Annotated in this window: 28 protein-coding genes; 9 read left to right on the top strand and 19 right to left on the bottom strand. The window is 68.2% G+C overall.

Features of this window, described 5'->3' with window-relative positions; genetic code table 11:
- Positions 1–50: 50 nt before the first annotated feature.
- Both J2853_RS14420 and J2853_RS14415 read right to left on the bottom strand, forming a co-directional pair.
- Entirely contained in the window at positions 51–803 is a 753-nt protein-coding gene (locus J2853_RS14420) for an SDR family oxidoreductase (RefSeq protein ID WP_307558113.1), read from the bottom strand.
- 26 nt (positions 804–829) lie between these two features.
- Positions 830–1,648 (bottom strand): helix-turn-helix transcriptional regulator, encoded by an 819-nt coding sequence (locus tag J2853_RS14415; RefSeq protein ID WP_307558112.1) that lies wholly within the window; start codon positions 1,646–1,648, stop codon positions 830–832.
- A 255-nt stretch (positions 1,649–1,903) separates the two neighbouring features.
- Between J2853_RS14415 and J2853_RS14410 the strand changes: the two genes are divergently transcribed.
- Positions 1,904–3,114 (top strand): IS3 family transposase gene (locus J2853_RS14410; protein ID WP_307568558.1). Its coding sequence is split into 2 segments (ribosomal slippage): positions 1,904–2,213 and positions 2,213–3,114, totalling 1,212 coding nucleotides; the frame shifts between segments, so codons are not numbered across the junction.
- Between the two features lie 196 nt (positions 3,115–3,310).
- A complete protein-coding gene (locus J2853_RS14405) occupies positions 3,311–3,589 on the top strand; it encodes a hypothetical protein (protein ID WP_307558110.1) in 279 nt (92 codons plus the stop codon).
- A 31-nt stretch (positions 3,590–3,620) separates the two neighbouring features.
- Here J2853_RS14405 and J2853_RS14400 read toward each other — a convergent pair whose 3' ends face one another.
- Positions 3,621–4,055 carry a GNAT family N-acetyltransferase gene (locus J2853_RS14400; RefSeq protein WP_307558108.1) on the bottom strand — a complete coding sequence of 145 codons (435 nt, stop codon included), beginning with the start codon at positions 4,053–4,055 and terminating at the stop codon, positions 3,621–3,623.
- 352 nt (positions 4,056–4,407) lie between these two features.
- On the bottom strand, positions 4,408–4,923 hold the full coding sequence (locus J2853_RS14395) for a hypothetical protein (protein ID WP_307558105.1): 516 nt from the start codon (positions 4,921–4,923) through the stop codon (positions 4,408–4,410).
- A gap of 230 nt (positions 4,924–5,153) precedes the next feature.
- On the opposite strand from J2853_RS14395, the gene J2853_RS14390 reads away from it, so the two are divergent.
- A complete protein-coding gene (locus J2853_RS14390; RefSeq protein WP_307558104.1) occupies positions 5,154–5,939 on the top strand; it encodes a sulfite exporter TauE/SafE family protein in 786 nt (261 codons plus the stop codon).
- A gap of 379 nt (positions 5,940–6,318) precedes the next feature.
- The gene (locus J2853_RS14385) at positions 6,319–7,755 is read left to right on the top strand and encodes an MFS transporter (protein ID WP_307558102.1); all 1,437 of its coding nucleotides are present in this window, start codon (positions 6,319–6,321) and stop codon (positions 7,753–7,755) included.
- A 97-nt stretch (positions 7,756–7,852) separates the two neighbouring features.
- Here J2853_RS14385 and J2853_RS14380 read toward each other — a convergent pair whose 3' ends face one another.
- From J2853_RS14380 to J2853_RS14360, 5 genes are all read right to left on the bottom strand, one after another.
- Positions 7,853–8,056 carry a hypothetical protein gene (locus J2853_RS14380; RefSeq protein WP_307558100.1) on the bottom strand — a complete coding sequence of 68 codons (204 nt, stop codon included), beginning with the start codon at positions 8,054–8,056 and terminating at the stop codon, positions 7,853–7,855.
- Positions 8,057–8,166: 110 nt separating this feature from the next.
- A complete protein-coding gene (locus J2853_RS14375; RefSeq protein WP_307558098.1) occupies positions 8,167–8,787 on the bottom strand; it encodes a dihydrofolate reductase family protein in 621 nt (206 codons plus the stop codon).
- A complete protein-coding gene (locus J2853_RS14370) occupies positions 8,787–9,293 on the bottom strand; it encodes an SRPBCC family protein (protein WP_307558096.1) in 507 nt (168 codons plus the stop codon). Before J2853_RS14370 ends, J2853_RS14375 begins: the two co-directional genes overlap by 1 nt.
- Positions 9,294–9,296: 3 nt before the next feature.
- Positions 9,297–9,638, bottom strand: coding sequence for an ArsR/SmtB family transcription factor (locus tag J2853_RS14365; protein ID WP_307558094.1), 342 nt, complete (start codon positions 9,636–9,638; stop codon positions 9,297–9,299).
- Positions 9,639–9,882: 244 nt separating this feature from the next.
- Positions 9,883–10,206, bottom strand: coding sequence for a hypothetical protein (locus J2853_RS14360; RefSeq protein ID WP_307558092.1), 324 nt, complete (start codon positions 10,204–10,206; stop codon positions 9,883–9,885).
- Here J2853_RS14360 and J2853_RS14355 point away from each other — a divergent pair.
- The gene (locus J2853_RS14355) at positions 10,189–10,434 is read left to right on the top strand and encodes a DUF6010 family protein (RefSeq protein WP_307558090.1); all 246 of its coding nucleotides are present in this window, start codon (positions 10,189–10,191) and stop codon (positions 10,432–10,434) included. The two genes, J2853_RS14360 and J2853_RS14355, sit on opposite strands and share 18 nt — an antisense overlap.
- Before the next feature lie 24 nt (positions 10,435–10,458).
- Here the strand turns inward: J2853_RS14355 and J2853_RS14350 are convergent, their stop codons facing one another.
- Positions 10,459–11,070 (bottom strand): TetR/AcrR family transcriptional regulator, encoded by a 612-nt coding sequence (locus J2853_RS14350; protein WP_307558088.1) that lies wholly within the window; start codon positions 11,068–11,070, stop codon positions 10,459–10,461.
- A 104-nt stretch (positions 11,071–11,174) separates the two neighbouring features.
- On the opposite strand from J2853_RS14350, the gene J2853_RS14345 reads away from it, so the two are divergent.
- Positions 11,175–11,870, top strand: a complete 696-nt coding sequence (locus J2853_RS14345) for a nitroreductase (protein WP_307558086.1) — start codon at positions 11,175–11,177, stop codon at positions 11,868–11,870.
- On the opposite strand, the gene J2853_RS14340 is transcribed toward J2853_RS14345, so the two are convergent.
- From J2853_RS14340 to J2853_RS14325, 4 genes are all read right to left on the bottom strand, one after another.
- Positions 11,815–12,282, bottom strand: coding sequence for a recombinase family protein (locus tag J2853_RS14340; protein WP_307558085.1), 468 nt, complete (start codon positions 12,280–12,282; stop codon positions 11,815–11,817). The genes J2853_RS14345 and J2853_RS14340 overlap by 56 nt on opposite strands.
- Positions 12,283–12,318: 36 nt before the next feature.
- Positions 12,319–13,251 carry a site-specific integrase gene (locus J2853_RS14335; RefSeq protein WP_307558083.1) on the bottom strand — a complete coding sequence of 311 codons (933 nt, stop codon included), beginning with the start codon at positions 13,249–13,251 and terminating at the stop codon, positions 12,319–12,321.
- Positions 13,252–13,566: 315 nt separating this feature from the next.
- On the bottom strand, positions 13,567–13,893 hold the full coding sequence (locus J2853_RS14330; RefSeq protein WP_307558081.1) for a helix-turn-helix domain-containing protein: 327 nt from the start codon (positions 13,891–13,893) through the stop codon (positions 13,567–13,569).
- Positions 13,890–15,011 carry a tyrosine-type recombinase/integrase gene (locus J2853_RS14325; protein ID WP_307558080.1) on the bottom strand — a complete coding sequence of 374 codons (1,122 nt, stop codon included), beginning with the start codon at positions 15,009–15,011 and terminating at the stop codon, positions 13,890–13,892. Before J2853_RS14325 ends, J2853_RS14330 begins: the two co-directional genes overlap by 4 nt.
- Before the next feature lie 423 nt (positions 15,012–15,434).
- Between J2853_RS14325 and J2853_RS14320 the strand changes: the two genes are divergently transcribed.
- Positions 15,435–15,563, top strand: coding sequence for a hypothetical protein (locus J2853_RS14320; RefSeq protein ID WP_307558079.1), 129 nt, complete (start codon positions 15,435–15,437; stop codon positions 15,561–15,563).
- An 86-nt stretch (positions 15,564–15,649) separates the two neighbouring features.
- On the opposite strand, the gene J2853_RS14315 is transcribed toward J2853_RS14320, so the two are convergent.
- On the bottom strand, positions 15,650–16,390 hold the full coding sequence (locus J2853_RS14315; RefSeq protein ID WP_307558078.1) for a Tn3 family transposase: 741 nt from the start codon (positions 16,388–16,390) through the stop codon (positions 15,650–15,652).
- A gap of 40 nt (positions 16,391–16,430) precedes the next feature.
- Here J2853_RS14315 and J2853_RS14310 point away from each other — a divergent pair, with 40 nt between their 5' ends.
- The gene (locus tag J2853_RS14310; protein ID WP_307558076.1) at positions 16,431–17,864 is read left to right on the top strand and encodes an MFS transporter; all 1,434 of its coding nucleotides are present in this window, start codon (positions 16,431–16,433) and stop codon (positions 17,862–17,864) included.
- Positions 17,865–18,032: 168 nt separating this feature from the next.
- Here the strand turns inward: J2853_RS14310 and J2853_RS14305 are convergent, their stop codons facing one another.
- Positions 18,033–18,992, bottom strand: a complete 960-nt coding sequence (locus tag J2853_RS14305) for an erythromycin esterase family protein (RefSeq protein WP_307558073.1) — start codon at positions 18,990–18,992, stop codon at positions 18,033–18,035.
- Positions 18,993–19,037: 45 nt separating this feature from the next.
- Entirely contained in the window at positions 19,038–19,631 is a 594-nt protein-coding gene (locus J2853_RS14300) for an NADPH-dependent FMN reductase (protein ID WP_307558071.1), read from the bottom strand.
- Positions 19,632–19,744: 113 nt separating this feature from the next.
- Here J2853_RS14300 and soxR point away from each other — a divergent pair, with 113 nt between their 5' ends.
- Positions 19,745–20,185 (top strand): redox-sensitive transcriptional activator SoxR, encoded by a 441-nt coding sequence (gene soxR, locus J2853_RS14295; protein WP_307568686.1) that lies wholly within the window; start codon positions 19,745–19,747, stop codon positions 20,183–20,185.
- A 196-nt stretch (positions 20,186–20,381) separates the two neighbouring features.
- On the opposite strand, the gene J2853_RS14290 is transcribed toward soxR, so the two are convergent.
- On the bottom strand, positions 20,382–21,785 hold the full coding sequence (locus J2853_RS14290; protein ID WP_307558069.1) for an FAD-binding oxidoreductase: 1,404 nt from the start codon (positions 21,783–21,785) through the stop codon (positions 20,382–20,384).
- A gap of 327 nt (positions 21,786–22,112) precedes the next feature.
- Positions 22,113–22,934 (bottom strand): SDR family NAD(P)-dependent oxidoreductase, encoded by an 822-nt coding sequence (locus J2853_RS14285; RefSeq protein ID WP_307558067.1) that lies wholly within the window; start codon positions 22,932–22,934, stop codon positions 22,113–22,115.
- Positions 22,935–22,948 lie beyond the last annotated feature (14 nt).

Below are 22,948 nucleotides of genomic sequence, written 5' to 3'. Positions count from 1 at the left end.
GCCGCGTACGGCGGCGTGGCGGTGGGCCTGCCACGGCTGTTGTACGGCTGTCAAAGGCGCAGCCCGAGGGGCGCCGCTCCCACGAGGCCGCCGTCGATGATGAGGTCCTGACCGGTGATGTACGACGCGTCGTCCGAGGCCAGGAAGGCGACGGCGGCGGCGACATCGTCCGGGTGGCCGAGTGAGCCGAGCGGCACCTCCGCTGTGATGCGGGTCTCCGCGTTGGGGTCGATGGCGGACCGGTACATCTCGGTCTCGATGTAGCCGGGGCTGACGGAGTTGACGCGGATGCCACGCGACGCGAGGTCGGTGCCGAGCGTGCGGGCGAGATTGTGCACGGCGGCCTTGCTGGCGGCGTAGATCGAGGCCGCCGGGAGGCCGCGGTGCAGGGTCCAGGAGGCATTGATGACGACGGCGCCTCCGTCGCCCATCAGCGGCAGCGCCTTTTGGATCGTGAAGAACACTCCCTTGAAGTTGATTCCGACGGTGTGGTCGAAGTCCTTCGGGGTGAACTCTGGCCTGAAGTCCGCAATTCCGGCATTGGCGAAGACCGCGTCGAGGGTGCCGCGCCAGGTCTCGCCGCGTCGCATGAGGAGGTCGAGGTCGGCGTCGACGCTGACGTCCGCGCGGACGGGCAGGACCCGTTCGGAGCCCAGGCGTTCTGCCGCGGTGTCGAGGCGGGCCTGGTCGCGGCCGGTGATGATGACGTACGCACCCTCATCGAGGAGTCTGCGTGCGGTCGCGAAGCCGATGCCGCTGGTGCCGCCGGTGATCAAAACTGTTTTGTTCGTGAATCGCTTCATGCCGACGATTCTCGAGCGGTGCGAGCTTACGCGGCAGTGTTGGCTGAACCTGGGTCTGACACCACCACCAAGCGCTCCAGCAGGGCCTCCGTTCCCGTCCCGGGGGCGGGGGTGTGCAGCGACAGGCGGTGGCCAGGCAGTTCGGGCAGCGGCAGGATGGTGGCCTCGAAGGTCAGCGTCCCCAGGCCGGGAATCTCCAGGGCCTTGGTGCCGTGGGTGGGGCCGCCCACGGGGAGTTCCGCCCAGATCTCGGCGAAGGCGGGGCTCGCGGCGCACATGTCCGCGGCCAGGCGGCCGAATTCGGGATCGTCCGGGTAGCGGGCGGTGTCCGCCCGGAACAGGCCGATCATCGCTCGCGCCGCGTCGTGCCAGTCCACGGCTGCCGCACGGTAGCGGGCGTTGGTGAAGAAGCTGACCAGGCAGTTGTGGTCGTACTCGTTGCACTGGAACACGATCTCCGCCGCGCGGTTGACCGCGAGGACGTTCCAGTGCCGGTCGATGACGTACGCGGGCCGCGGCAGCCAGCCCTCCAGGAGTCGCCGCACGGCATCGGGGACCCGGCCTTCGGAAGGCGCCGCCTGCGGCGGATTGAGGCCGGCGAGGAGGTACAGGTGCTCGCGCTCGGCGGGCTCCAGGCGCAGCACCCTGGCGATGGCGTCCAGGACGTCGGCGGAGACGTTGATGTCGCGTCCCTGCTCGAGCCAGGTGTACCAGGACACCCCTACGCCGGCGAGCACCGCCACCTCCTCTCGCCGCAGCCCGGGCGTACGGCGGCCCTCGCCTGCCGGCATGCCCACGTCAGCGGGCGTCACCCGGGCGCGCCGCGACCGGAGGAATGCGCGCATCTCGGAGCTGCGCCGCTGCCGCGCATTTGTGGAGAGCCGGGAAATACCCATCAGGTCATGCTATGTCGTGATTAACAGACCTCGCCCGTACGGCGCGCTCACACGTGTCGCTGCCCGGAGGTGTTGCCGACCGGGCCGCCTCGTGTGCGAGCGCGCTGTGCCGCAGCGTTTTCTGGACAGAGGTTGGGCCTTCACCCCGAGGTGTGGACATCTTGAGTGCCAGATCATAGAGATCTGGAGACCAAGGAGTTCCTCGTGGCCATGAAGGCCTACTCAGTTGAGTTCAAGACAGACGCCGTCGCGTTGTATCTGTCGGACCCGTCGCGGACGTACGCGTCGGTGGCCAAGGACCTGGGCGTCAACCGTGAGACGTTGCGCCTGTGGGTGCACCAGGCGCGGTCTGCCGGCACTGCTCCGAAGACGGGCTCGGTGAAGAGGCCGCCGACGGGATTGGTAACCTCCGGCAACGTGCTGGAAGAGGAGAACAAGCAGTTGCGGGCCCGGATCCGGGAACTGGAGCTGGAGCGCGAGATTTTGCGGCGGGCGGCCAAGTATTTCGCCGGGGAGACGAACTGGTGAGTCGCTTCCAGTTCGTTGCCGATCACCGTGACGCCTTCGGGGTGAAGCGACTGTGCCGAGTGCTGGAGGTCTCCCGGTCGGGGTTCTATCGGTGGGTGGCCGCCACACCGGCGAGGGCGGTGCGGACGGCGGCCGACGCTGCGCTCGCGGCGGAGATCAGGCAGATCCACGCCGACTTCGATGGCACCTACGGCAGCCCGCGGGTGACTGCCGAGCTGCGCGATGCGGGCCGGCGGGTCAATCACAAGCGGGTGGCGCGGATCATGCGGGTCTTCGGCATCGTCGGGCTGCATCTGCGTAAGAGGGTCCGCACCACGGTGCCCGAGCCCTCCCATCAGAAGATGCCCGACCTGATCAAGCGGGACTTCACCGCGGCCGCGCCGAACCAGCGGTACGTGGGCGACATCACCTATCTGCCCGTCGGTGAGGGACAGTTCTTGTATCTCGCGACGGTGCTGGACCTGCATTCACGTCGCCTGGCTGGTTGGTCGATCGCCGATCACATGCGCACCGAGCTGGTGACCGACGCGCTGCGGGCAGCCGCCGCCACGCGGGGTGGTGACCTGGCCGGGGCGGTCTTTCACTCCGATCACGGGGCGCAATACACCTCCGCCGACTTCGCCGCCGTGTGCAAGGAGTTCGGTGTTCGCCAGTCGATGGGCGCCGTCGGGACAAGCGCGGACAACGCTGCCGCCGAGGCGTTCAACGCCACTCTCAAACGCGAGACGCTGCAGGGCGCCAAACGCTGGTCCTCGGCCCGCCAGGCTCGCCTGGAGGTCTTCAAGTGGATCACTCGCTACAACACCCGAAGGAGGCACTCCAGCCTGAACTACCTCAGCCCGATCACCTACGAGCAGCGGTCCGATAGGGTCCTGCTCGCCGCATGACAGCTGGTGTCCACATTTTGGGGCCAAGGCCCGTTTCTGGGCGGCGTCGCGCCCGGTCGCCAAGGCGTCCGAAGTAGACGTTTCCGGACGCCGGACGGCTGGACTTGCAACGTCGCATGTCAGAGGCTCGACGGCCCGAATCTGCCGTATTCCGGAGCCGCCGCGTATCGCAGTTGATGCGAATCGGCGACATCGCATGCTCCCGGCCGTACAGCTGGATGTCGTGTTCGGCGAACATGGCCGCGCCGGCCTGTTCGACGGCCCGCCGGAGTGCCGGCAGGTGGATGTGGAAGATCGGCGTCTGTGGCGGATCGGGATGGACGCGGGCGGCGCCGTCGGCGTTGACGGCCGCCGCGATCGCGATGGCGTGCTCGCGGTAGGCGGGCATCCGCTCAGTGACCGCCGCACGGGCGGGGCGGGGTCAGCCATGGTCTCGCTCCACTTCGATGCGAATGTCGTGCGCTACAGGATCTGATCCGACACCGCCGGGCGTCGGGAGCACGGGGCTACTTCGGCTGCCAGCGGCCGATCTTCTTGGCGACGAGGGTGGCGCCGAGGCGCTCGTAGAAGCGGTGCGCGCCTGCGTTGGCCTCGGCCACCTCCCAGCGGATCACCTTGCCGTCGGCGGCCTCGGCGATGGCCCGCATGAGCTGCTCACCCACGCCGTTGCCGCGTTCGGTACCGGTCACGTACAGGTCGTCCAGGTGAAGGTAGTCCTGGCCGGACCAGAAGCTGACGCGCTGCAGCCAGGAGACGTAGCCGATGGGGTGGCCGTCCCGTTCGGCAATCAGATAGCCGACCTCCGGGCGGGTGAGCAGCCGCTTGAGGTCGTCGACGCTCACGGTGACGCCCCAGGCTTGGTCTTGATGTCCGGCCAGGCCATGGATGAGGTCGTGCACGGTGGCGGCGTCATCGGGGGCGGCGCGACGGATGGTGATCACGGTGGTCCTTCCACGTACGGGTTCAGGAAGTGGTGGGGGTGCTGTCAGGCCGGCGGCCGCCCGCAGGAGCGGGCAGGCCCGGTGGTATCGGGCCGGTCAGTGGCCAGGGGTGCCGCCGGTGGGCGGGACGTGGCCCAGCTGACGCAGCGCCAGGATGGCTGCGCCGGCGGCGATGAGAGGTCCCGGGCGGATGCCCGGGAGGGGATGGCCTGCTACCTGGACAAAGTCCAGACGCTCGGACTGGAACAATACCGGGGTTAGGTATTTGCGTCAGCGAAAGAAACCCTACCCCGGATGGGTATAAAGGGAATATGCGGGTCCGGTGGAAAACGAAGCGTTCGGAGGGGGTGGGTCAGCCGTGTTCGGCGTGCTGGCCGTGGTCGGTGACCTGGGCGTCGAACCACGCGTGCAACGCTGTGACCAGGGGCGCGTCGGAGGTGGTGTAAGTGATCCGGGCGCCTGCGGGCAGTTCGGTGTAGCGGATGTCGACGCGGCCGTGGCCTTGTTCCAGCTCGCGCAGGCCCGGCATGTCGGTGCCGTGGATGGAGGCGGGGTCACCGTAGTCGCCCTTGCCGAACCCCGCCGCCTCCTCGGTCAGGTGCTCGCGAATCAGAGCGACCTGCTCGATGTCGGCCGGATCCTCGGAGGTGACCGTCTGCACGCCGCCGGTGGCCGACTTGGCGAAGCGGTGCGTGGTGCGCTCCAGGTCGAACGGCATCACCGTCCGGCTCCTGGCTGCGATCTCGGCCTGCCGGGCGGCCAGCGCCTGTTGTTCGTTGCGACTGATGAGCACGTACACGGTCGCGGCGACGACGATGAGCGCGAGCGCCGCGATGAGCGCCTGGGCGCGCCGATTCTTAGGTTTCATCTATGGCCTCCGTGAGGATGGTCAGGGCGCGCAGCACGTCGGCGCGTTCGCCTTAGGGGACTCGGTCCAGGACGGCGGAGAATCGCTCGGCTCTGGCCTCGGCCAGCCGGGAGGCAGCCTTCACCCCGTGCGGGGTGAGCCGGACCAGCACCCCGCGCCCGTCGTCGGGCGCGGGGGTGGACAGCGTGCTCTGACAGACTCTGCGATGTGGAAGCCCGGACGGTGAGCCGATGAGTTGGTGGCAGGGGCTGCTTGGGTTCGCCGCGGGCCTGCTCATCTCGGTGGTCACCACTCCGGTCGGGGTGTCGGGCGCGGTGTTCCTGCTGCCGGTCCAGCTCAGCGTGTTGCAGGTGCCCAGTCCGGCGGTGACGCCCACCAACCTGCTGTTCAACGTCGTGGCCACCCCTGGCGCGTTGCTGCGGTACCGCAAGCGCGGCCATCTGGGCGGGTCGCTGACGCGCCTGCTGGTGCTCGGCACCTTGCCCGGCGTCGTCATCGGTGCGATCGTGCGGGTCTTCCTGCTGCCCGGCGCCCAGGTGTTCCGTCTCCTGGTGGCCTGTTTGCTGTTCCCGTTGGGCCTGTGGTTGTGCGTGCGCACGGTGCGCTCACCTGGCCGCCACAGCGCGCCCGATGATCCCTCCGCGCGTGCTGTCTTCGCGCTCGCGGTGGTCGTGGGGATGGTCGGCGGCATGTACGGCATCGGCGGCGGGTCACTGCTCGGACCGATCCTGGTCGGGCGTGGCCTGCCGGTCGCCAAGGTCGCACCCGCCGCGCTGGCCTCGACGTTCCTCACCTCGATCGCGGGAGCGCTCACCTACGCCGTCCTGGCGCTGGCCACTCCCGGCGACATCGCGCCGGACTGGGCGCTGGGCCTGGTGTGCGGACTGGGCGGGCTGATCGGCGGCTATCTGGGCGCCCACCTCCAGCCACGCCTGCCAGAGACCGGACTGCGGCTGCTACTGGGAGTGTTGGCCATCGCCCTGGCCGGCCTCTACGTCGTCCAAGCGCTCAACTGATGGCCGTGCGGGGCAACGGGAGCCGGCTCCCGCGTTCAGCCGTCGCGGTTGACCCACAAGAACGGGCTCAGCATACGTTTTCGTTCCGCTGCGCTTGGTTGCGGCCGACCGCTGGAGAGGGAACCAGGGCGCAAGTCGTGGGGCGTCCGGGCGCAAGCACGTTCCGCCCCCAGACGCCGGGTACGGATAAAAGGCGTGGCCTAGGTCGCTGGGTGCTTGGTACGGTCGCGGCCATGGCGATCATGGGGGCTCCGGGATGGATGGTTCGACGTGCGGGCACGGGCGACGTGGCTGGGCTCGTGCGGCTTGCGCGACGGACAGCGTCCGTCGCTGATGAACCGGATGTGACCAAGCGACTCAACGGGTGAGGAGCGCATCCGTGTCCCCCGTTCCCGCGGCCCGCATGAGCGGGCGAGCCTGGGCTCTGCTGCTCATCCTGTGCGGCACGATCTTCCTCGAGGGCAGCGACGTCGCCATGCTGGCCGTTGCCGTTCCCACCATCCGCGCCGACCTCGGCCTGACCACCGGCACCGCTGCGTGGGTGATGAGTGGCTACGTGCTGGGCTACGCCGGTTTCACCCTGCTTGGCGGCCGCGCCGCCGACCTGCTGGGCAGGCGGCGGATGTTCCTCACCTGGCTGGGCGTCTTCCTGGTCTTCTCCATGCTGGGCGGCTTCGCGACCGACGGCTGGATGCTGGTCCTGGCCCGGTTCGTCACCGGTGTGGCGGCGGCCTTCATGACCCCCGCCGCCCTGTCGATCATCACGACCTCGTATCCGCAGGGGCCGCAGCGCGACAAGGCCCTGCTGGTCTTCGCCGGCGTCGGCGCCGGCGGCTTCTCGCTGGGCCTCGTCATCGGCGGGCTGCTGACCGAACTCGGCTGGCGCTGGGTGTTCTTCGCCCCGGTGTTCTTGGCCGGCGCTCTCCTGCTGGCGGCGCTCAGGCTGCTGCCCGCCGAGGCCCGCCCCGAGCCCGTGCATCGCGGCTACGACCTGGCCGGCGCGGCCAGCGCCGCCGCCGCGATGCTGCTGCTCGCCTACGGCATCGTCCGGCTCGAGCACGGCGGCGAAGGGCTCGGGCTGACCATCGGCGCGTTCGCCGCCGGGCTGGCGTTGGTGGCGGCGTTCATCGTGATCGAACGGCGTGCCAAAGCGCCGCTCGTCCGGCTGGGGATCTTCCGCAAGGCCGCGATGGTCCGGGCCAACCTCGCCGCGCTGCTCTTTCTGGGTGCGTTCTTCGGCTTTCAGTTCATCGTCACGCTCTACCTGCAGGAGTTGCGCGGCTGGTCCTCCCTGCAGACGGCGATCGCGCTGATCGCGATGGGTTGCGACGCCGTGCTGGCTCCCATCCTCACCCCCCGCCTGGTGAACCGGTACGGCCACGCCCGGGTGATCTTCGGCGGCTTCCTGCTGGCGATTGTGGCGTACGGGCTCTTCCTGCTGGTGGAGATGGACTGGTCGTACGCGGCGATGTTCCCGACCCTGATCATCTCGGGCACCGCCTTCGCCCTCGCCTACGGTCCGCTCACGATCGCGGCAACCGACAGCGTGGCGGAGGAGGAGCAGGGCCTGGCCGGCGGCCTGCTGTACACCTTCACCCAGTTCGGCTCGGCGGTCGGGATCTCCGCGGCGACCGCGGTGTACGGGATCGCAGTGGCCGGCGCCGATGGCTCACCGGGCGCGGTGCTGGACGCCTACCGCACCGCGCTCGTCGTCCCGGTGGTCATGGTGCTGCTGGGGGCGGCGGTCTCCGCCTTCGGCCTGCGCGACGCCAGGCCCGCCGACCAGCGATCGCAGCTCCTCGATGCAAGCCTCTGACCTGCCCCTTCTCTCTGGTTTGTGGTTGGTGACACGTTTTTTACGGCACTCCTATTTGTCGCTCTCCCCGTCCGGACGCCTGGAGCGTGCGGCCTCGTCAGGGCCTGGCGGTGACCTGTTCCGGTGACCAGCCGTCGTTCTCGGTGGCGTCGATCACCAGCCCGGTCTGCACCAGGTTGGCCGGCTCGATCGCCGCCTCGTGGCGAGTCACGAACGCTGCTTCGTCGCTGTTCTCGTTGCTGGGAAGTTCGTCGTAGCCGGGGATCACTGCGGACGGCAGTCGGACACCGTGTCGGCGCACGTGGTCAGCTCCCTCATAGGTGAGCACGTATCGCCATCCGTCACCGCCGGGGCGGGCCGGGCCGTCCGCGGGCAGCCGGCCTCGGTGGGAGAGCGCTGAGGTCGGGACAGTTATCGCTCCCGGACGGTGTAGGTCAGGTGCGTCACCCTTGGGGAGGGCTCCGCGCGGACCGGCTCCAGGGCCACGCGGCCCGCGTCCACGCCCTCGAACAGGCGGACTCCGGAGCCGAACAGCACGGGTGAGAGCGCGATCGAGAATTCGTCGATCAGGCCGGCGTTCATGTACTCCAGGATCGTCGCGCCGCCGCCCGCGATGCGGACGTCGCGGTCGCCGGCGGCTTGGCGGGCCTGGTCGAGGGCGGACTTGATGCCGTCGTTGACGAAGTGGAAGGTGGTTCCGCCCGGCCGCTCCCAGGGGTCACGCTTCTCGTGCGTCACGACGAAGACCGGCGTGTGGAACGGCGCCTCCTGCGGCCACATCTGCTCGCCGGCGTCGAACATGCGCTTGCCCATGACATTCGCGCCGGTGCGCTCGAACGTCTCCCGCACGATGTCGTCGTCGCGCCCTTCCTTACCGCCCTCGCCGAGCTTCAGGTTCTCCCGGAAGAACCGCAGCGGGAAGATCCACTGCTGTAGTTCCATCCACTGCCGCTTCATCAAGTCCTCGGGGGACTCGGGCGCGATGAACCCGTCCAGCGACATCGACACGCTGAAGAACACCTTTCCGGCCATCAGTCCTCCGCTCCCTTCCGAACGGTCTCGGTGACGTAGGCAGCCAGGTTGCTCAGGGTCTGCCGGCCACCCTCGATCGCGTGGTACTTCTCGACCGCCTCGTCGCGCTGCTCCTTGGTGGGGAACACCGTGTGCATCTCGATCCGGGTCGCCGTGCCGTCGGGCTCGAACGTCAGGACCGACTCGAAGGCGTTCGGGTCGTCGCGGGTCTCACCGTGCAGCATCGCGATCCGTTCCGGCGGGGCGAGCTCGATCCAGGTGATCCACTCTTGGTAGTCCGTCCCGTCCGGTCCGTGCATCACGAAGTCCCACTCTCCGCCGACGCGGAACTCGAAGGACCGCGTGGTGGTGGTGAACCCCTCCGGTCCCCACCACCTCGACAGGTGCCGGACCTCGGTGAACGCCTCGAACACCAGCTCCCGTGGGGCGTCGATGACCCGGGAGATCACGATCTCGCGGTCGGCCGTCGCGGACTGCGCCGGCGCTCCTCGTCCCATCTCGCTCATCAGCTATTCCTCCTGTCTTGCCTGCTTGAGGTCCTGCACGTAGGCGTCCAGCCGGTCGAAGCTCTCGTTCCAGAACCGCTCGAACCCGCCGGTCCACTCGTGGACCGATCGCAGCCCGCGGGCGTCAAGGTCGTACAGGCGCTGCTTGCCTGCCTTGCGGTCCCGCACCAGTCCGACCTCCCGGAGCACCCGCAGGTGTTTGGACGCCCCCGGCTGGGTCATCCCCAATTCCTGGGCCAACTCGGTCACCGGCCGCTCACCCGCCCGCAGCAGCATCAGGATCTCCCGGCGCTGCGGCTCGGCGATCGCGTTGAAGATGTCCGACGTCGTCGCTGCTCGTGCCATGGGTGCCATCATATGCCCATATCGGCATGCGTAAAACCGGAGGAATCAGGCAGGCCTTGTCAGATGACGATCGTGACCCTTGCCGGCGGCTGCCGCCTCCTCGCCGAAGCCGAAGCGTCCGACGACACCGACGAGCGAGCAGGGCGCCTTCGATCCGAAAGCTATCGGCGGGTTACCTGTCACCGGGTTCGCCGCTCGTTGACGGCACCCCTACGAGGGGTGCCACTCTGGCGGCCTCGCGTAATCAACTGTCGCCTATTCGGCTGTGGTTGAGCCCGAGGTCGTCACGGGGAGTGGTCGTCGCCTGGGGTATAGCGGCTCCACGGGCTGCCGGAGGCAGTAGCGATGCGGCTGGTCTGCTGGTCGGTTGGGCGAGGACGGGAACAGCGATGCCGCTGTCACCGGTCAGCGGGCCCGAGGTGATGGTGGCGGACACGGTGATGGTGCCGTTGAGCGGGTCGGTGTTGATCGCGAAGTCGAACTGGCTGTCCGGGCCGGTGTTCCAGTCGATGGTGCCGCTTCCCTCGATGCTCAGCAGCAGGTTGCAGCCGTGTGGGACGTCATCCACCACCTTAAGGATGCCCCGATCCTGCCCTTCGCCGAGCACTCCTCCTTCGGCTGCGCCATCTGCGACCCGGTGATCGCGCTCTGGTGCTTCGCCGGCGGGCCGTCCGTCCTCGGCCGGCTCCGCGCCCGCCGGCCCGCTGGCTCTGTCTTTCGGACCGGCGGCCATACCCGCCTGCCGGGCTCATGGCCAGCGTCGTCACACTTGCGCCGGCGCTGGCCTCATGGGTGAGGCGGCTCGTTCACGACGCGCACATCATCGAGCCTCGCCGCCCCCGTCAGCCCGTTCCGCCAGGCTGTGTGCGAGGAGGATCTCCGCGGCGGCCCGTGCGTGCCGGCCGTAGCCGGCCTCGCCCAGCACCATGGCGCGGCTGGCCGCCCCGTCCGCGAGGGTGACCAGTTGCTCGGCGAGTACGGCGGGGTCGCGGCAGCCAAGCTCCGTCAGCAGCGCGGTGACCAGCTGCACCATCCGCAGTTTCTGCTCGCGGGCGTAGGAGTGGACCACGCTCCCGGGGTCGGGGAACTCCGCCGCGGCATCGATGAACGGGCACCCGCGCACCGGGGCCGCGTCCGCCACGGGCAGGTCGAACAGCTGCAGGATCCGCTCCCACGGGGAGAGGTCCTCGCGGGTCAGCACGCTCTCCAGGGTGTTGCCCGATGAGATGAGGTCTTGCAGGTGGGCGATCACCAGGTCGTTCTTGGTCCGGAAGTGCGCGTAGAGCGTGCGTTTGGACACTGGAGCCTCGTCCGCGATCTGCTCCATGCCGGTCGCGCCGATCCCCTGGTTCGCGAACAAACGGGCGGCGGCGGCCAGGATGCGCTCACGTCCGCCGCGCCCCTGCCGTTGCGGTGTTGTGGCCGTCAGCATGGACCAAGTGTACGCCTGCGTTTACTTCACTTCGTGCGTGGTGGTAGCTTCACAGCAGGAGGTAAACGCTTCCGTTTACTTAAGTCGTTGTTGAGGAGCGTCCCATGAACCGGGCGGAGACCTTCGAGCTGAGCAGCCAGGCCGAAAGGCTGATCCGTGGACGTCGTGCCACGCGCGCGTTCCGGCCGCAAGCCGTACCCGAGGAGACGGTGCGCGCGATCTTCTCCCTGGCCGGCGCCGCGCCGTCCAATTCCAACGCCCAGCCGTGGCAGGTGGAGGTGGCCAGCGGCGCGGTGCGTGACCGGCTGGCGGACGCCCTGCCCAGGGCCCACGCCGAGCGGCGCGTCTCGGTCGACTTCCCGTATTCGGAGGACATGTACTCGCAAGTGCACCAGGCCCGGCGAGCGGAGTTCGGCGCCGAGCTCTACGGCGCGCTGGGCATCGGTCTTGACAACCACGCGGCGCGGGCGGCCTACGACGCCGAGAGTCTGCGCTTCTATGGGGCGCCGCACGTGGCGTTCCTGTTCGTCACCGGCGACGGCGGGCCGCGGCTGGCCGCGGATGTCGGCGCCTACATGCAGACGCTGCTGCTGGCGATGACCGCGTACGGCGTGGACAGCTGCCCTCAGGGGCTGCTGAGCTTCTACGCCGACACCATTCGCGGCGAACTCGGCGTCACCACGGGAAAGCTGCTCGTCGGCATCTCCTTCGGCTATGCCGACGAGGCCGCGCCGGTGAACCAGGTCACGACTGGGCGGGCCGCACTTGAGACGACCACGGCCTTCCACGAGTGTGAGTAGTTGAGGTACGGAAAGTGCCGCTGAGATTGATCTTGCTGGAGCTGGCCGACTCCGTCGGCGCTTCGAGCTGACGGGGAACGGAGCCGGCGCGCAGCTCGCGCAGGTCCGGGATGTGGTTGTACAGAGTGCCCGGGGAGACGCCCAGTAGTTTCGCGATCGAGGTGATGGAGCGGCCCGGGTCGGGCAGCAGGTCGCGGGCGGCGCGAACGATCTCCTCGGTGGCGACGCTGGGGCGTCCGCCGACCCGGCCGCGGGCGCGGGCGGCCGCGAGGCCCTCCTTGGTACCGATGACGATCAACTCGCGGATGAACTCCGCGAGCGCGGCGAAGACGTGGAAGACGAGCCGTCCGCCGGGGGTTGGTGGTGTCCAGGTTCTCGTGGGGGGCGGACTCTGGCGACCTCGCGTAATCAACTGTCGCCTATTCGGCTGTGGTTGAGCCCGAGGTCGTCACGGGGAGTGGTCGTCGCCTGGGGCATAGCGGCTCCATGGGCTGCCGGAGGCAGTAGCGATGCGGCTGGTCTGCTGGTCGGTGTAGCCGAGCATCCGGGCGATGACCGGTGCCGGTGCCTGAAGAACCAGGTGCCGTAGTGCGGCGGCCCGGCTGTTGAGGGTGGCGATCTGGTGGGTTCGCAGTCGTTGTTCAATGGCGTCGGTGGTCATGGGCTGGCCGCCGAGGCGGCCAGGGAAGAGCCAGCGGGAATTCTGATTGGTCGCGGTGCTCAGGTTGAGGCGCTGGTCGAGGTGGCGCAGTAGCAGGGTGGCGAAGGGCTCCGGGACGGGTGTGGCTGGGTCGCCGAGGCGGAGGCTGACGTGGCCGTCGTGTTGGACAACGTCGTCGATGGTCAGACGCAGGATCCGAGTCAGAGGCTGGGCATAGAGCAGCACCATGACGGCGGCGGTCCGGGTGAGCAGAGGGATCTCGTCGTCGGTGAGGAGACGGCGCAGGGCGGCCAGGCGCTGCTGCTGGCTGATGGGCGCGGGGTTGGTGGTGGGGTGGTGCGGGAGTGCCAGCCGGGGCAGGAGCTTGGTCCGCATGGCCCACCTGAGGAAGGCGTGGGTGAGGCGTCTGGCGGTGTAGGCGCCCGCATACCAGCCGTCGATGTCGGTCTGGTCGCAGGTGGCGAGGGTGCGGCCATGCTGGTCTAACCAGGTCAAGAACGCGATGGCCTGCAGGATCTCGCCTCGGGCCTGCTGGGTTTGCTTCTCGGTGATCGGCCCGTGTTCGGCGAACCGCCGGAGCCGATGGAGGCAGTGCCAGGTGGCGAACCTGGCCACCAGCTGCCGGCCATCGGGTTCGGTGATCTGGTTGAGGGTGTCGCGCAGCCACCGCTGGAACAGTATGAGGTGCCGGTCTGCGGGCGAAAGGACGCCGTGCAGCATCAGAAGGTCGCGCAGGTAGGCCCGAACGCCAGGGCGACATCACGTTGAGCGTCTCGTGCGTGAGGGGTGTGGCCGGGTCGGCCAGGGTCCGGAGCATTTGATGAACATGGGGATGACGGATCCACTGAATGCCCGCCCGCGGGTTGCCCATCGCGCGAAAGCCGTCGAAGAAGGGCAGCAGCTCGGCCCGAATGCTGCCGTCTCCACGGTTCAGGACAGCTCGCAAGTCTTCGGCCAACGCGCAATGGCCGCAGAGCCCGCGTCGGTATCTCCGCCCCTCTTTCCCGCAAGCATCGCAGGTCAGGCCGGGTCCGCTCACTCTTCGGAACGAAGGCGGGCGCGCTTGGGCCGCCGGGCGTTGAGATTGACCGGGCCGTCGTCGGTCGCGGTCTTGCGGACGATCGCATTCTCGGCTTTGGTGGCGATCAGTTCGGCCGGGGTGCAGGTGAAGATGTCGCAGAGCGCGGCGAGCACCGGCAGAGACAGGCGTTCGGGAACACCGGTGGCCAGGCGGTGGACTTGGGAGACCGACAGGTTGATGCCGCGCTCGACCAGGAGCGGGACCAGGTCGCTGATGGTGAACATGCCATGGGCGGCCATCACCTCTCGTAGCCGCCACTGGTAGCTGACCTGGCGTTTCATCGAGTCCTCCGGGGCGGTTCAAGGGCGGCGGCCAGGGTCTCGTCCAAGGCCCGGCGCAGGGTGCGGGTGCGGAAGTCCGAAGACACGCAGGTGTAGAGGGACGTCGTGCTGGCGTGCTCGTGTCCGCATTGGAACTGGACGAACATCGGGTCACGGCCCGCCTCGATGAGGTGCGTGACGTAGGACCTTCTCAACCCGTGAAAGTCCAGGCCCGCATCGAGGCCAAGGGCGTCGCGGTAGGCGGCGAACCGGGAGTTGATGCGCTGCAACCCGATCCTGGCGCCGCGCTCGGACGGCCAGAGCGCCGACATGCCGGGGACCGCCAGCAGCGGCCGAAACTCGGTGACCCACTCGTCCAGGATCTCGGCGGTCCAGGTCCAGACCGTCACCACGCTGCGCCGTTTGGGCGGTGAGCCCTTCTTGGCCTTGCCATAGCGGACGTGGAGCAGGCCATAGTCGCCGAACTCGGGGCCGTGCGGGTTGCGGCCAAGGTCGCAGACATCCAGCATCCGGGTCTCGTTGCGTCGCAGGCCGTAGCTGTAGGCGATCTTGAACAGGGTGGCGTCCCGGAAGGCCGGCAACCACCCTTTGCGCCCCCGCTCTCGCGCCGTGGTCACCTGATCGTCTGCGTAGTCGAAGAAGTCCTGCAGCTCATCAATGGTGAAGGCCCGCTTCTCGGGCCGGGCCTCAATCTCCTGGACATGCGCCGCGGCGTTCCACTCGTGCACCACCTGGATCGGATGGGCGCCGAATCGCTGCTCACATACCGCCGACCAGTCGTAGGCCGGGTCGACCACGTATCGGCAGAACAAGCGCAGCGCATCCTGATAGGACCGCAGCGTCGAGTGCGCGCAGCCCCGCACCGCCCGCAGATCCCCGAACCACTCATCGGCGTGCTGCGGCGTCCACTGCCAGGGGAACGCCTCGGCGTGCTCGCCGAAGGCCCTCAGACGCCCTTCCCTCTTCTCGATCGTGGACAGCGCCAGGTTCCTGGCCAACTGCTGGTTGCGCCAACCGTCCAGCATCGCCTCGAACACCTGCTCCTCAGGCCGAAGCAGCGCAACTCCACCGACCAGATGCAGCCCCGCAGTTCCTGGGGCAAGCCCGTCCACGCCCATGGAGGCCTCCTCTGACGACTCTCCGTCAATCGCATCTGACGCGAAATTTTCGCATCTGACGCGAAGCGCCGATCGTCATTCCAGGTCAGAGGACCATTTCGGCATGTGAGCCTCCGCTGCAGCTCAGAGCCTGATAACCTCACCAGCCGCACGTATCTCTCGTGATAACTCCAGCTCACGACACCCTTTCCCACCAGGCGATTCAAAGGGGCGCAAGCAGTCGCCAATTCGCATCCACTGCGATACGCGGCGGTTCCGGAATGCGGCAGAAACGGGCCGCGGCGGGGCGCGGACCAGACAGAAAAGGCCGCCTGACTCCAGCCACCTCGATAGAACGAATTTAAAATGAGTCACCCCGTTTACTGGACAATCTCCGCGCGTTATGGCCAGCGGTCGAGCGAATAGTCGGTGGACGGAGGAAACATGATGAGAATTGAGACATCTATCTCGTTGCGCGAAGTGGCATTTCATGTCCTTGCCAGTGGAGTCGATCCGGTGCCGACCATGCTGACCTGGGGCTGGCCATTTTGGATGGCAGAAACGGGTGCGTGACTTCGGCCAATGAAGGTGGCCGTTTCGGCTTTCCGGCGGATGCGGCGACCTGTGTGGGGACGAGCGTCTGCGGCAGGCCGTTAGATTCACATTTGTGGAATGGAATTTTCAGGCGGCCGAAGACCTCGCAGCCGCATTGTGTGCCGGTGAAGTGAGCTCGGTGGAACTGGCCGACGAGGCGATCGCCCATCTTCCGCCTCGTCGGCTCTCTCGCGGTAGGCCTGCCACATCTGGTCGCAGCCGTGGCAGATCTTGCGGGCGAGACGGTGCCTCGGTTCCTGGACGGTGAGCCGCTTGTTGAGTTTGCGGCGGTAGGTGTTGTCTATCGGGTCGAGGATGCTCAGCGGGTGGAGGGTCTTGTCGATCCGGCCGTACTCGGCGAACGCCTGACCGAGCGGGGTGGGGTGTCCGTTGCGGGCGAACATGCGCAGCAGGTCGTAGACACGGACCTGGTTGGTGACCAGCGACCCGGCGACCCGGCGACCCGGGTCATGTCCACCACCGCGTGTGGATCTTCTTCCGGTTGATCTTGTTGCGGGCGATCGCTTCCGGCGGCCCGTAGCTGCCAGGGGTGTGCCGTCGGGCAGGTCGGTGCGCCAGAACCGCTGGTCGCCCAGGTCGGCGAAGCGGGGCGCGAACCGGTAGCCGGGCATGGAGAAGATCCCGAACACCATGTCCGAATCGGACGCCTGGTCGGTCATGACCACCTCGGGTTTCGGCCCGGCGTCGAGGTTGATCAGACAGTCCGGGATGCACAGGGAGTCACGCGGCGTGCCTGGCACCACCACCTGTCCGATCCCCATCACCTGGTCGTTGACCGCGTTCAAAGCGTGAGACCAGTAATCAACTGTTTTAGGAGGGATGTGCGTGAAAGGGTTGCTCACTCTGACCTGTGCAGGTCAGTTCATGGTGCTGCTCGACAACACGGTCGTCGGTGCGGCCCTGCCCGATATGCAGCAGCGGCTCCATATCGGGCTGACCGGCCTGCAGTGGATCGTCGACGCTTATGTGCTGCTGGTGGCCATGCTGCTGCTGTCGGGCGGCGTTTTCGCCGACCGGTTCGGCCGCAGGCGGGTGTTCCTGGCCGGGGTGGCGGTGTTCACGGCCGCGTCGGTGGTGTGTTCGCTCGCGCCCTCGATCGGTTGGCTGATCGCCGGGCGGGTGCTGCAGGGCGTTGGGGCCGCGGCGCTGAGCCCCGCCTCGCTGGCGCTGCTCGTCGCCGCGTATCCCGCCCCGGGGGAGCGCGTCAGAGCGATCGGGTTGTGGGCCGGGTTCAGCGGCATCGGCCTGGCCGCCGGACCGCTGGCGGGCGGGATCTTGGTGGAGGCTTTCGGCTGGCCCGCCATCTTCCTGGTCAACGTGCCCGTCGGGGCGGTCCTGCTGCTGGCCGGGCTGCGCGTGCTGGGGGAGTCTCGCAACCCGAGCGCGCCGCCGATCGACGTCCCCGGCACGGTCCTGTCCGCCGCGGGCGTGGGCGCGGTGACCTACGGCCTGATCGAGGGCGGTTCCCGCGGCTGGACCTCGCCGGTGATCCTGGGCGGCTTCGCCGCCGGGCTGGTGCTCCTGGCCGTGTTCGTCGTGGTCGAGGGTCGTGTGTCGACGCCGATGCTGCCGCTGCGGCTGTTTCGTCAGCGGCTGTTCACGGCGTCCAACACGGCGATGGTCGTGGTCGGGTTCGCGCTGATGGGGTCGTCGTTCTTCTTCTCCCAGTTCTTCGTCTACGTTCAGGGCACTTCGATCCTGGTGGCCGGGCTGCGGACCCTGCCGGTCTCGCTGGCCATGGTGATCGTCAGCCCGTACGCGGGCCGGTTCGCGGCCAGGTACGGCTTCCGCGTCGTCGCCGGCGTCGGTCTGGCGCTGGCCGGGCTGGGGCTGCTGGCGCTGGGCTTCGTCCACGCCGATACCGGCTACGGGAACGTGTGGTGGCGGCTGGCGGTCGTCGGCATCGGGTTCGCGCTCACCATGTCGCCGCTGACCGGGGCCGCCATCCAGGCGGTCAGCCCGCGGGAGGGCGGCCTCGCCTCGGGCGTCAGCAGCACCACCCGGCAGATCGGCGCGGTGCTCGGTGTGGCGGTGCTCGGGGCGATCGTCCACACGCGGGAGTCCGGCGGCGCCTCCTTCGAGTCCGGCCTCAACAGCGCTTTCCTCGCGGCGGGTGCCGTGACGCTGGCCTGCGCCGTGTTCACCGGCCTGTGGCTGACCGCGGACCGGACACCGAGGGGCGTCCGGGCCGACCCCTCAGGAGGCCAAGCGGTCAGTGGGCCGCCGCTGACAGCTTCTCCCCGCCGGCCCACGTCTTGAGCCGCTCGGCGTAGGAGGCCTGCTGTAGGCCTGCTGGGTGATCCGCGGCCCTTCGGTGCCGACGAACACCCGCAGCGGCGAGCAAGCCGCCGGTTATGGGGCGAAACTGTGAGATCCACCATCACCGAGCATTCGGACGGTTCTGATATCCGGCGGTCGTTCCTCGGATCAGCGGGTGATGAGGTGGACGGGTGTTACCTGCCGGCAGTGGGCGATGACGTCGAACCAGGCGGAGAGCGAGTCGCCGGACAGGTGATGGGCTGCGTCGTTGTCAGGGTCGTAGACGGGACCTATCAGTCGCGTCCTGGTCGGCGCGTCGAGCCAGGCCTGGACCACGTCGGGGCCCTCGGCGCGCAGATCCAGGAAGAAGGCGTCCAAGCCGGCGGCGCCCAGGGGTGCCTCGGCGAAGTCCGCGGGCGGGGCGGGGACACGAGAGGGGAGGGAACCATGGTGAAAGGTCAGCCCGAGGGACAGGTAACCGGGCCCGAAATGTTCGCGCAGATGACTGCCCGCGTTGCGGTGCGTGAGTGGCGGAGACGGCGGGGAGAGGGTCCGAGTGGCGCCGTTGGCCGTGTGGGCCATGCCACCCCAGTAGACGATCTTGTCGCCGGTGTGTTCGTGCCACCGGATCGTGTCCTCGGCCAGGCGTCGTTCGATGACGTCCCCGACCATTCCCTGTAGGGCGTCGAGGCGTGGCGCGACCTGCTGGGGACGGTCGGGGACGCCGGCGAAGCGGACCGGGTCGGCTGGGTGACGTTCGTTGTGGGCGCGCATCCACCGGATGACCTCAAGGATCTCCTCGGTCTGCCAGAAGGACCGGGCCCCGGCCAGCAACGCTCGCGGGTCGCCCTGTCCGGTGCGTACGTATTCGTCGAGTTTGAGGCGTCCCGCGTCGTCGCCCTCCAGGGCGATCGAGCGAAACCCCAGTTCCTCGACCAGGAACCTCAGCATTCGGTGGGCGATGGCCGACAGCTCGTATGTCTGGCGGGCCGATGCGCCAAGGGCGACGACCGTGGCATCGCGCGTCGTCTCGCGCAGGGGCGCCAGATCGGTGAGCGGGGCTTGGGGGTCGAGGGTGGTGAGGGGATGGGCATTGCGCCTGATCCACTGGGGTACCGTTTCGGTCATCGCGGTCTCCTTGATGGACGGGTTTCAACGGTTCGTGCGTCGGGCTCAGGCGGCGTAGGGGCGGGCGGTCTTGCCCTCGCGTAGCGTTCGGGCCCACCAGGTGAGCTGGTCGAGCATGGTCTTGGCGGCGCTGTTGCAGCCTTCAGGACTGGTCGGGGCTCCGTTGTCGTCGAACTGGTTCCAGGCGTTGTGGAAGCTGACGGTGTCGCGGATGCCGACCGCGTGTAGTTCGGCGAAGACCAGACGCAGGTGCTCGACTGCTCGCAGTCCGCCGGAGATGCCGCCGTAGGAGACGAAGCCGACTGGTTTGACGTGCCACTGCGGGCCGTGCCAGTCGATAACGTTCTTCAGGGGCGCCGGAAAGCTGTGGTTGTACTCCGGTGTCACGATGACGAACGCGTCGGCCGCGGCCAGCCGCGGGGTCAGCGACTTCAGGGCTCGTGCCGCCTCCGGCGTCGGCTCGGTCCCGAAAGCCGGCAGCACCATGGGGAGCCGGATCTCGGCCAGGTCGATGATGTCGAGGTTCAGGTCCTCGTGCGGGCGGGCCTGGTCGGCGAACCAGCGTGCGATGGTCGGGCCGAACCGGCCCTCTCGGACGCTGCCGACGATGACGGCGAGCCGGATCGGCTTTTCAGGCATGGTGGAGCCTCCACTGGTGGCAGGGGTTTGGGTGCTTGTCGCGCCGTGTGAACAGCCTCGTACTTAAACCAAGGTTCACGTCAAGCTAGGGTTGTCCCGTGCCGGAATCCGCGATGATCGCCAAGGAACTGACCATCGGCGAGCTGTCCGAGCGCAGCGGTGTGCCGACCTCCGCGCTGCGCTTCTATGAGAGGCAAGGACTCATCGCCAGCCGCCGTACGACCGGTAATCAGCGCCGCTATCACCGCAGCACGCTACGCCGGGTGGCGTTCATCTGTGCCTCGCAGAGCGTCGGCATGCCGCTGTCGGTGATCGGGGGAGTGCTGGGCTTTCTGCCGGAGGGCGTTTCGCCCACCCGGGAGTTCTGGTTCAAGGCGTCGGTGTGCTGGAGCGAGGAGATCAACGCTCGTATCGAGAAGATGGAGCGGATGCGCGACCGGTTCACCGAGTGCATCGGCTGCGGCTGTCTGTCGTTCGAGGAGTGTGCTCTGGTCAACCCCGGGGACACTCTCGCCGAACACGGGCCGGGTCCCCGCCGCCTGCTGGAGCCTTGAGCTGAGTTACCTGTCACTTTGTGGCAGCTTCGGGAACCCAGAGCTTATTTCTTATACCTGTGGGCCGATGGTATCCACGTCACCATTCCGCCTGGCCGCGCGCCTGCCCGCCCAGGCGCGGTCCGCTGGTGAACACGCTGGTCACAGGTTCGCTCTGGAAGACCTTTCGCCGAGGCTCTGGCCATCATTCGTCTGATCAGGCGGCCGGTACCACGTTGTGGTTGATCCGGAACATGTTGGCCGGGTCGTAGGTCCTCTTGACGGCCATCAGGCGCTCGTAGCGTTCCGGGCCGTAGATCGCGGCGGCGTCGGTCGCCTCTTCCGGGGCGAGGTTGTTCACCAGTCGCCGGTCGCCCTGCCATGGTTTCATGCCGTCGAGCAGCGCGGCGACCGACTTCTTGAGCCGCTGTTCCTGCGCCAGCGGGCCGACCTCGACGCCCAACAGGCTGTACGGCAGGCCCCTGGTCGCCACGGCGTTGGGTACCGCGGGCTCCCGGTCCCAGGCCCCGCCCAGGGCGCGCAGTTCGGCGATCCACAGGGTGGTGTCGGAGTCCGGGCCGACGAGTTCGACCAGCTTGTCCTGTGCCTCCGCGGGGAACTCCCGCAGCATGATGCCCCGTTCGTAGTAGGGCAGCGATTCGGTCGGCTCGTTGTGGATCGATGCGACCTCGGTGTACGGCATGTCCCGCACGGTGTCCAGGACTGCCGGAGCCACCGCCCGCAGCGGCGCGATCATCCGTTCGCCGTCCGCGGCCGTGCCGTTGTAAGCGAACCGCAGAGACACCACGAACGCCCCGCGTAGCGGTTCGGGCAGTTCGGGCAGCGGTGGCAGTCGCATCGCCGCGAACGAGGAGACCATGGTCTCCGGTGTGCCCGAGTACCAGGCGGTCCAGGCTCGCAGCACGTCGGCCATCCGCTCACTGGGGAAGTAGATGCCGCCGCCGTAGAGGCGGGGCACCGGGAACAAGGCGAATTCCAGCGCGGTGACGACTCCGAAGTTGCCCTTGCCGCCGCGCAGCGCCCAGAACAGTTCGGGTTCGGATTCCGCGTCGGCATGCCGCAGTTCGCCGTCGGCGGTCACCACCTCGAGCGAGCGCGCATGGTCGGCGGCGTAGCCGTGGGAGCGGCCGAGGGTCGGGCTGAGGCCGCCGCCCAGGGTGTAACCGGAGACTCCCACCGTGGGATTCGATCCGTTCAGCGGAGCCAGCCCGGCCTTGGCCGCCTCCGTGATGACCTCGGACCATATCGCTCCGGCGCCGACCCGGGCCGTGCGGCTGACTGCGTCGATGGCCACGTCATTCATCCGACGGGTCGCGATCACGACGGAGCCGTGCGCCGGGCCGATCATCTGGTGGCCGGTGGTCTTCACCAGGATCGGCCGGTGCTGCTCCGCCGCGAAAGCGACGGTGGCCTGGACATCGGCCGCGCTTTCCGCCACCACGATCGCCGCGGGCGCCAGGTCGTGATTCAGGTTGAAGACGGCGCGTTCGTCGTCGTATCCCGCGTCGCCCGGCAGCAGGACCGAACCTGCCACCGCGGCCACGAGGGCCGCGGCATCTTCCGGCAGGACCGGCGGCAGGGATGAGTCGGTGAAAGTCATGGCATATGTCCTGTTGCTAGTGCGAATTTTCGACTTTTGCGCTCCCTGTTCTTGGGGGTTCCGCGAGGCGCAGTCTGTTTGTGATCTATAGTGCCGCGACCTCGTTGTTGTGTGCCGCCTTCATCTAGCCATAAACCACTCAGATCCGGACATGCAACTTCAATTGTGACGTTTTCCGTGCCAGCGTGCCGTGCGGGACGGGCTGCCCTGCGGTCGACTCCGGCGGTCCCTGCCGGTACGGCGTGCTTCCCGGCACATGCCCGTACCCGCCCCGCGACTGCGCGGCGGGGCGGGTACGGGCATGAGAACGTCGTGGCGCGGACCCGGTCAGCCCGGGGCGAGGCGGCTGAGGTGCTCCCAGGACCGGTACAGATCCGCTTGGGCCTGGTCCATCTCCAAGACGTGATCGAAGGACCGGCTGCCGACGATCAGCCGTCGGGGCGGGTCCGGCAGTGAGGCCAGCTCCATGATGACCGGAGCGGCGGTGCCCGGTCCCGGGGTGACGGCGTCGCCCCACATCGCCTCCATCTCGGTGCGCAGGGGCTGGTACCGCGCCAGGGGTTCGGTGGTCGTGGTGCCGGTGGTGAACAGGCCGGTGTCGTAGCCGCCCATCTGCACGATGGTGACCTTGACGCCGAACCCCTCGACCTCCATCGCCAGTGCCTCGCTGACCGAGTCCAGCGCGGCCTTGCCTGCGCCGTAGAAGCCGACGGTGGCCATGCCACCGCCGCTGCCCATCGAGGTGACCTGGAGGAGCCGTCCCCCGCCCTGGGCGCGCAAGTAAGGAAGGACCGCCTGGGCCACCCACACAGCGCCGAAGAAGTTCACATCCAAATGCGCCCGGATCTGCTCTTCCGTGGCTTCCTCCACCATCCCGTAGAGCATCGCGCCGGCGTTGTTGACGACAACGTCCAGCCTGCCGAACGCGGCTGCCGCCCGCTCCACCCCGTCGAACACGCCCTGACGGTCGGTGACATCCAACGGAAGCGGGACAAGCCGGCCGGGGTACTTCTCGGTCAGTTCCTCCAGGGGCCCGACGTTGCGGGCGGCAGCCACGACGCGGTCACCGGCCGCCAAGACGGCCTCGGTGAAAGCCCTGCCCAGGCCGCGGGATGCGCCGGTGATGAGCCAGACTCTTGCATTCGTCACGGCACCTCACTCTC

This window comes from Streptosporangium lutulentum, from assembly GCF_030811455.1.
Lineage (GTDB): Bacteria > Actinomycetota > Actinomycetes > Streptosporangiales > Streptosporangiaceae > Streptosporangium > Streptosporangium lutulentum.
The sequence above is the reverse complement of the archived record's forward strand: the minus strand, read 5'-3'. Positions and strand labels throughout refer to the sequence as shown.

What these genes read in the sequence shown, in the direction of transcription:
- J2853_RS14420 (WP_307558113.1), bottom strand. Translation starts at nt 803, where the DNA reads ATGAAGCGATTCACGAACAAAACAGTTTTGATCACCGGCGGCACCAGC.
- J2853_RS14415 (WP_307558112.1), bottom strand. Translation starts at nt 1,648, where the DNA reads ATGCGCGCATTCCTCCGGTCGCGGCGCGCCCGGGTGACGCCCGCTGAC.
- J2853_RS14405 (WP_307558110.1), top strand. Translation starts at nt 3,311, where the DNA reads ATGCTCCCGGCCGTACAGCTGGATGTCGTGTTCGGCGAACATGGCCGC.
- J2853_RS14395 (WP_307558105.1), bottom strand. Translation starts at nt 4,923, where the DNA reads ATGAAACCTAAGAATCGGCGCGCCCAGGCGCTCATCGCGGCGCTCGCG.
- J2853_RS14390 (WP_307558104.1), top strand. Translation starts at nt 5,154, where the DNA reads ATGAGTTGGTGGCAGGGGCTGCTTGGGTTCGCCGCGGGCCTGCTCATC.
- J2853_RS14375 (WP_307558098.1), bottom strand. Translation starts at nt 8,787, where the DNA reads ATGGCCGGAAAGGTGTTCTTCAGCGTGTCGATGTCGCTGGACGGGTTC.
- J2853_RS14370 (WP_307558096.1), bottom strand. Translation starts at nt 9,293, where the DNA reads ATGAGCGAGATGGGACGAGGAGCGCCGGCGCAGTCCGCGACGGCCGAC.
- J2853_RS14365 (WP_307558094.1), bottom strand. Translation starts at nt 9,638, where the DNA reads ATGGCACGAGCAGCGACGACGTCGGACATCTTCAACGCGATCGCCGAG.
- J2853_RS14350 (WP_307558088.1), bottom strand. Translation starts at nt 11,070, where the DNA reads ATGCTGACGGCCACAACACCGCAACGGCAGGGGCGCGGCGGACGTGAG.
- J2853_RS14345 (WP_307558086.1), top strand. Translation starts at nt 11,175, where the DNA reads ATGAACCGGGCGGAGACCTTCGAGCTGAGCAGCCAGGCCGAAAGGCTG.
- J2853_RS14335 (WP_307558083.1), bottom strand. Translation starts at nt 13,251, where the DNA reads ATGCTGCACGGCGTCCTTTCGCCCGCAGACCGGCACCTCATACTGTTC.
- J2853_RS14330 (WP_307558081.1), bottom strand. Translation starts at nt 13,893, where the DNA reads ATGAAACGCCAGGTCAGCTACCAGTGGCGGCTACGAGAGGTGATGGCC.
- J2853_RS14325 (WP_307558080.1), bottom strand. Translation starts at nt 15,011, where the DNA reads ATGGGCGTGGACGGGCTTGCCCCAGGAACTGCGGGGCTGCATCTGGTC.
- J2853_RS14320 (WP_307558079.1), top strand. Translation starts at nt 15,435, where the DNA reads ATGATGAGAATTGAGACATCTATCTCGTTGCGCGAAGTGGCATTTCAT.
- J2853_RS14305 (WP_307558073.1), bottom strand. Translation starts at nt 18,992, where the DNA reads ATGACCGAAACGGTACCCCAGTGGATCAGGCGCAATGCCCATCCCCTC.
- J2853_RS14300 (WP_307558071.1), bottom strand. Translation starts at nt 19,631, where the DNA reads ATGCCTGAAAAGCCGATCCGGCTCGCCGTCATCGTCGGCAGCGTCCGA.
- soxR (WP_307568686.1), top strand. Translation starts at nt 19,745, where the DNA reads ATGATCGCCAAGGAACTGACCATCGGCGAGCTGTCCGAGCGCAGCGGT.
- J2853_RS14290 (WP_307558069.1), bottom strand. Translation starts at nt 21,785, where the DNA reads ATGACTTTCACCGACTCATCCCTGCCGCCGGTCCTGCCGGAAGATGCC.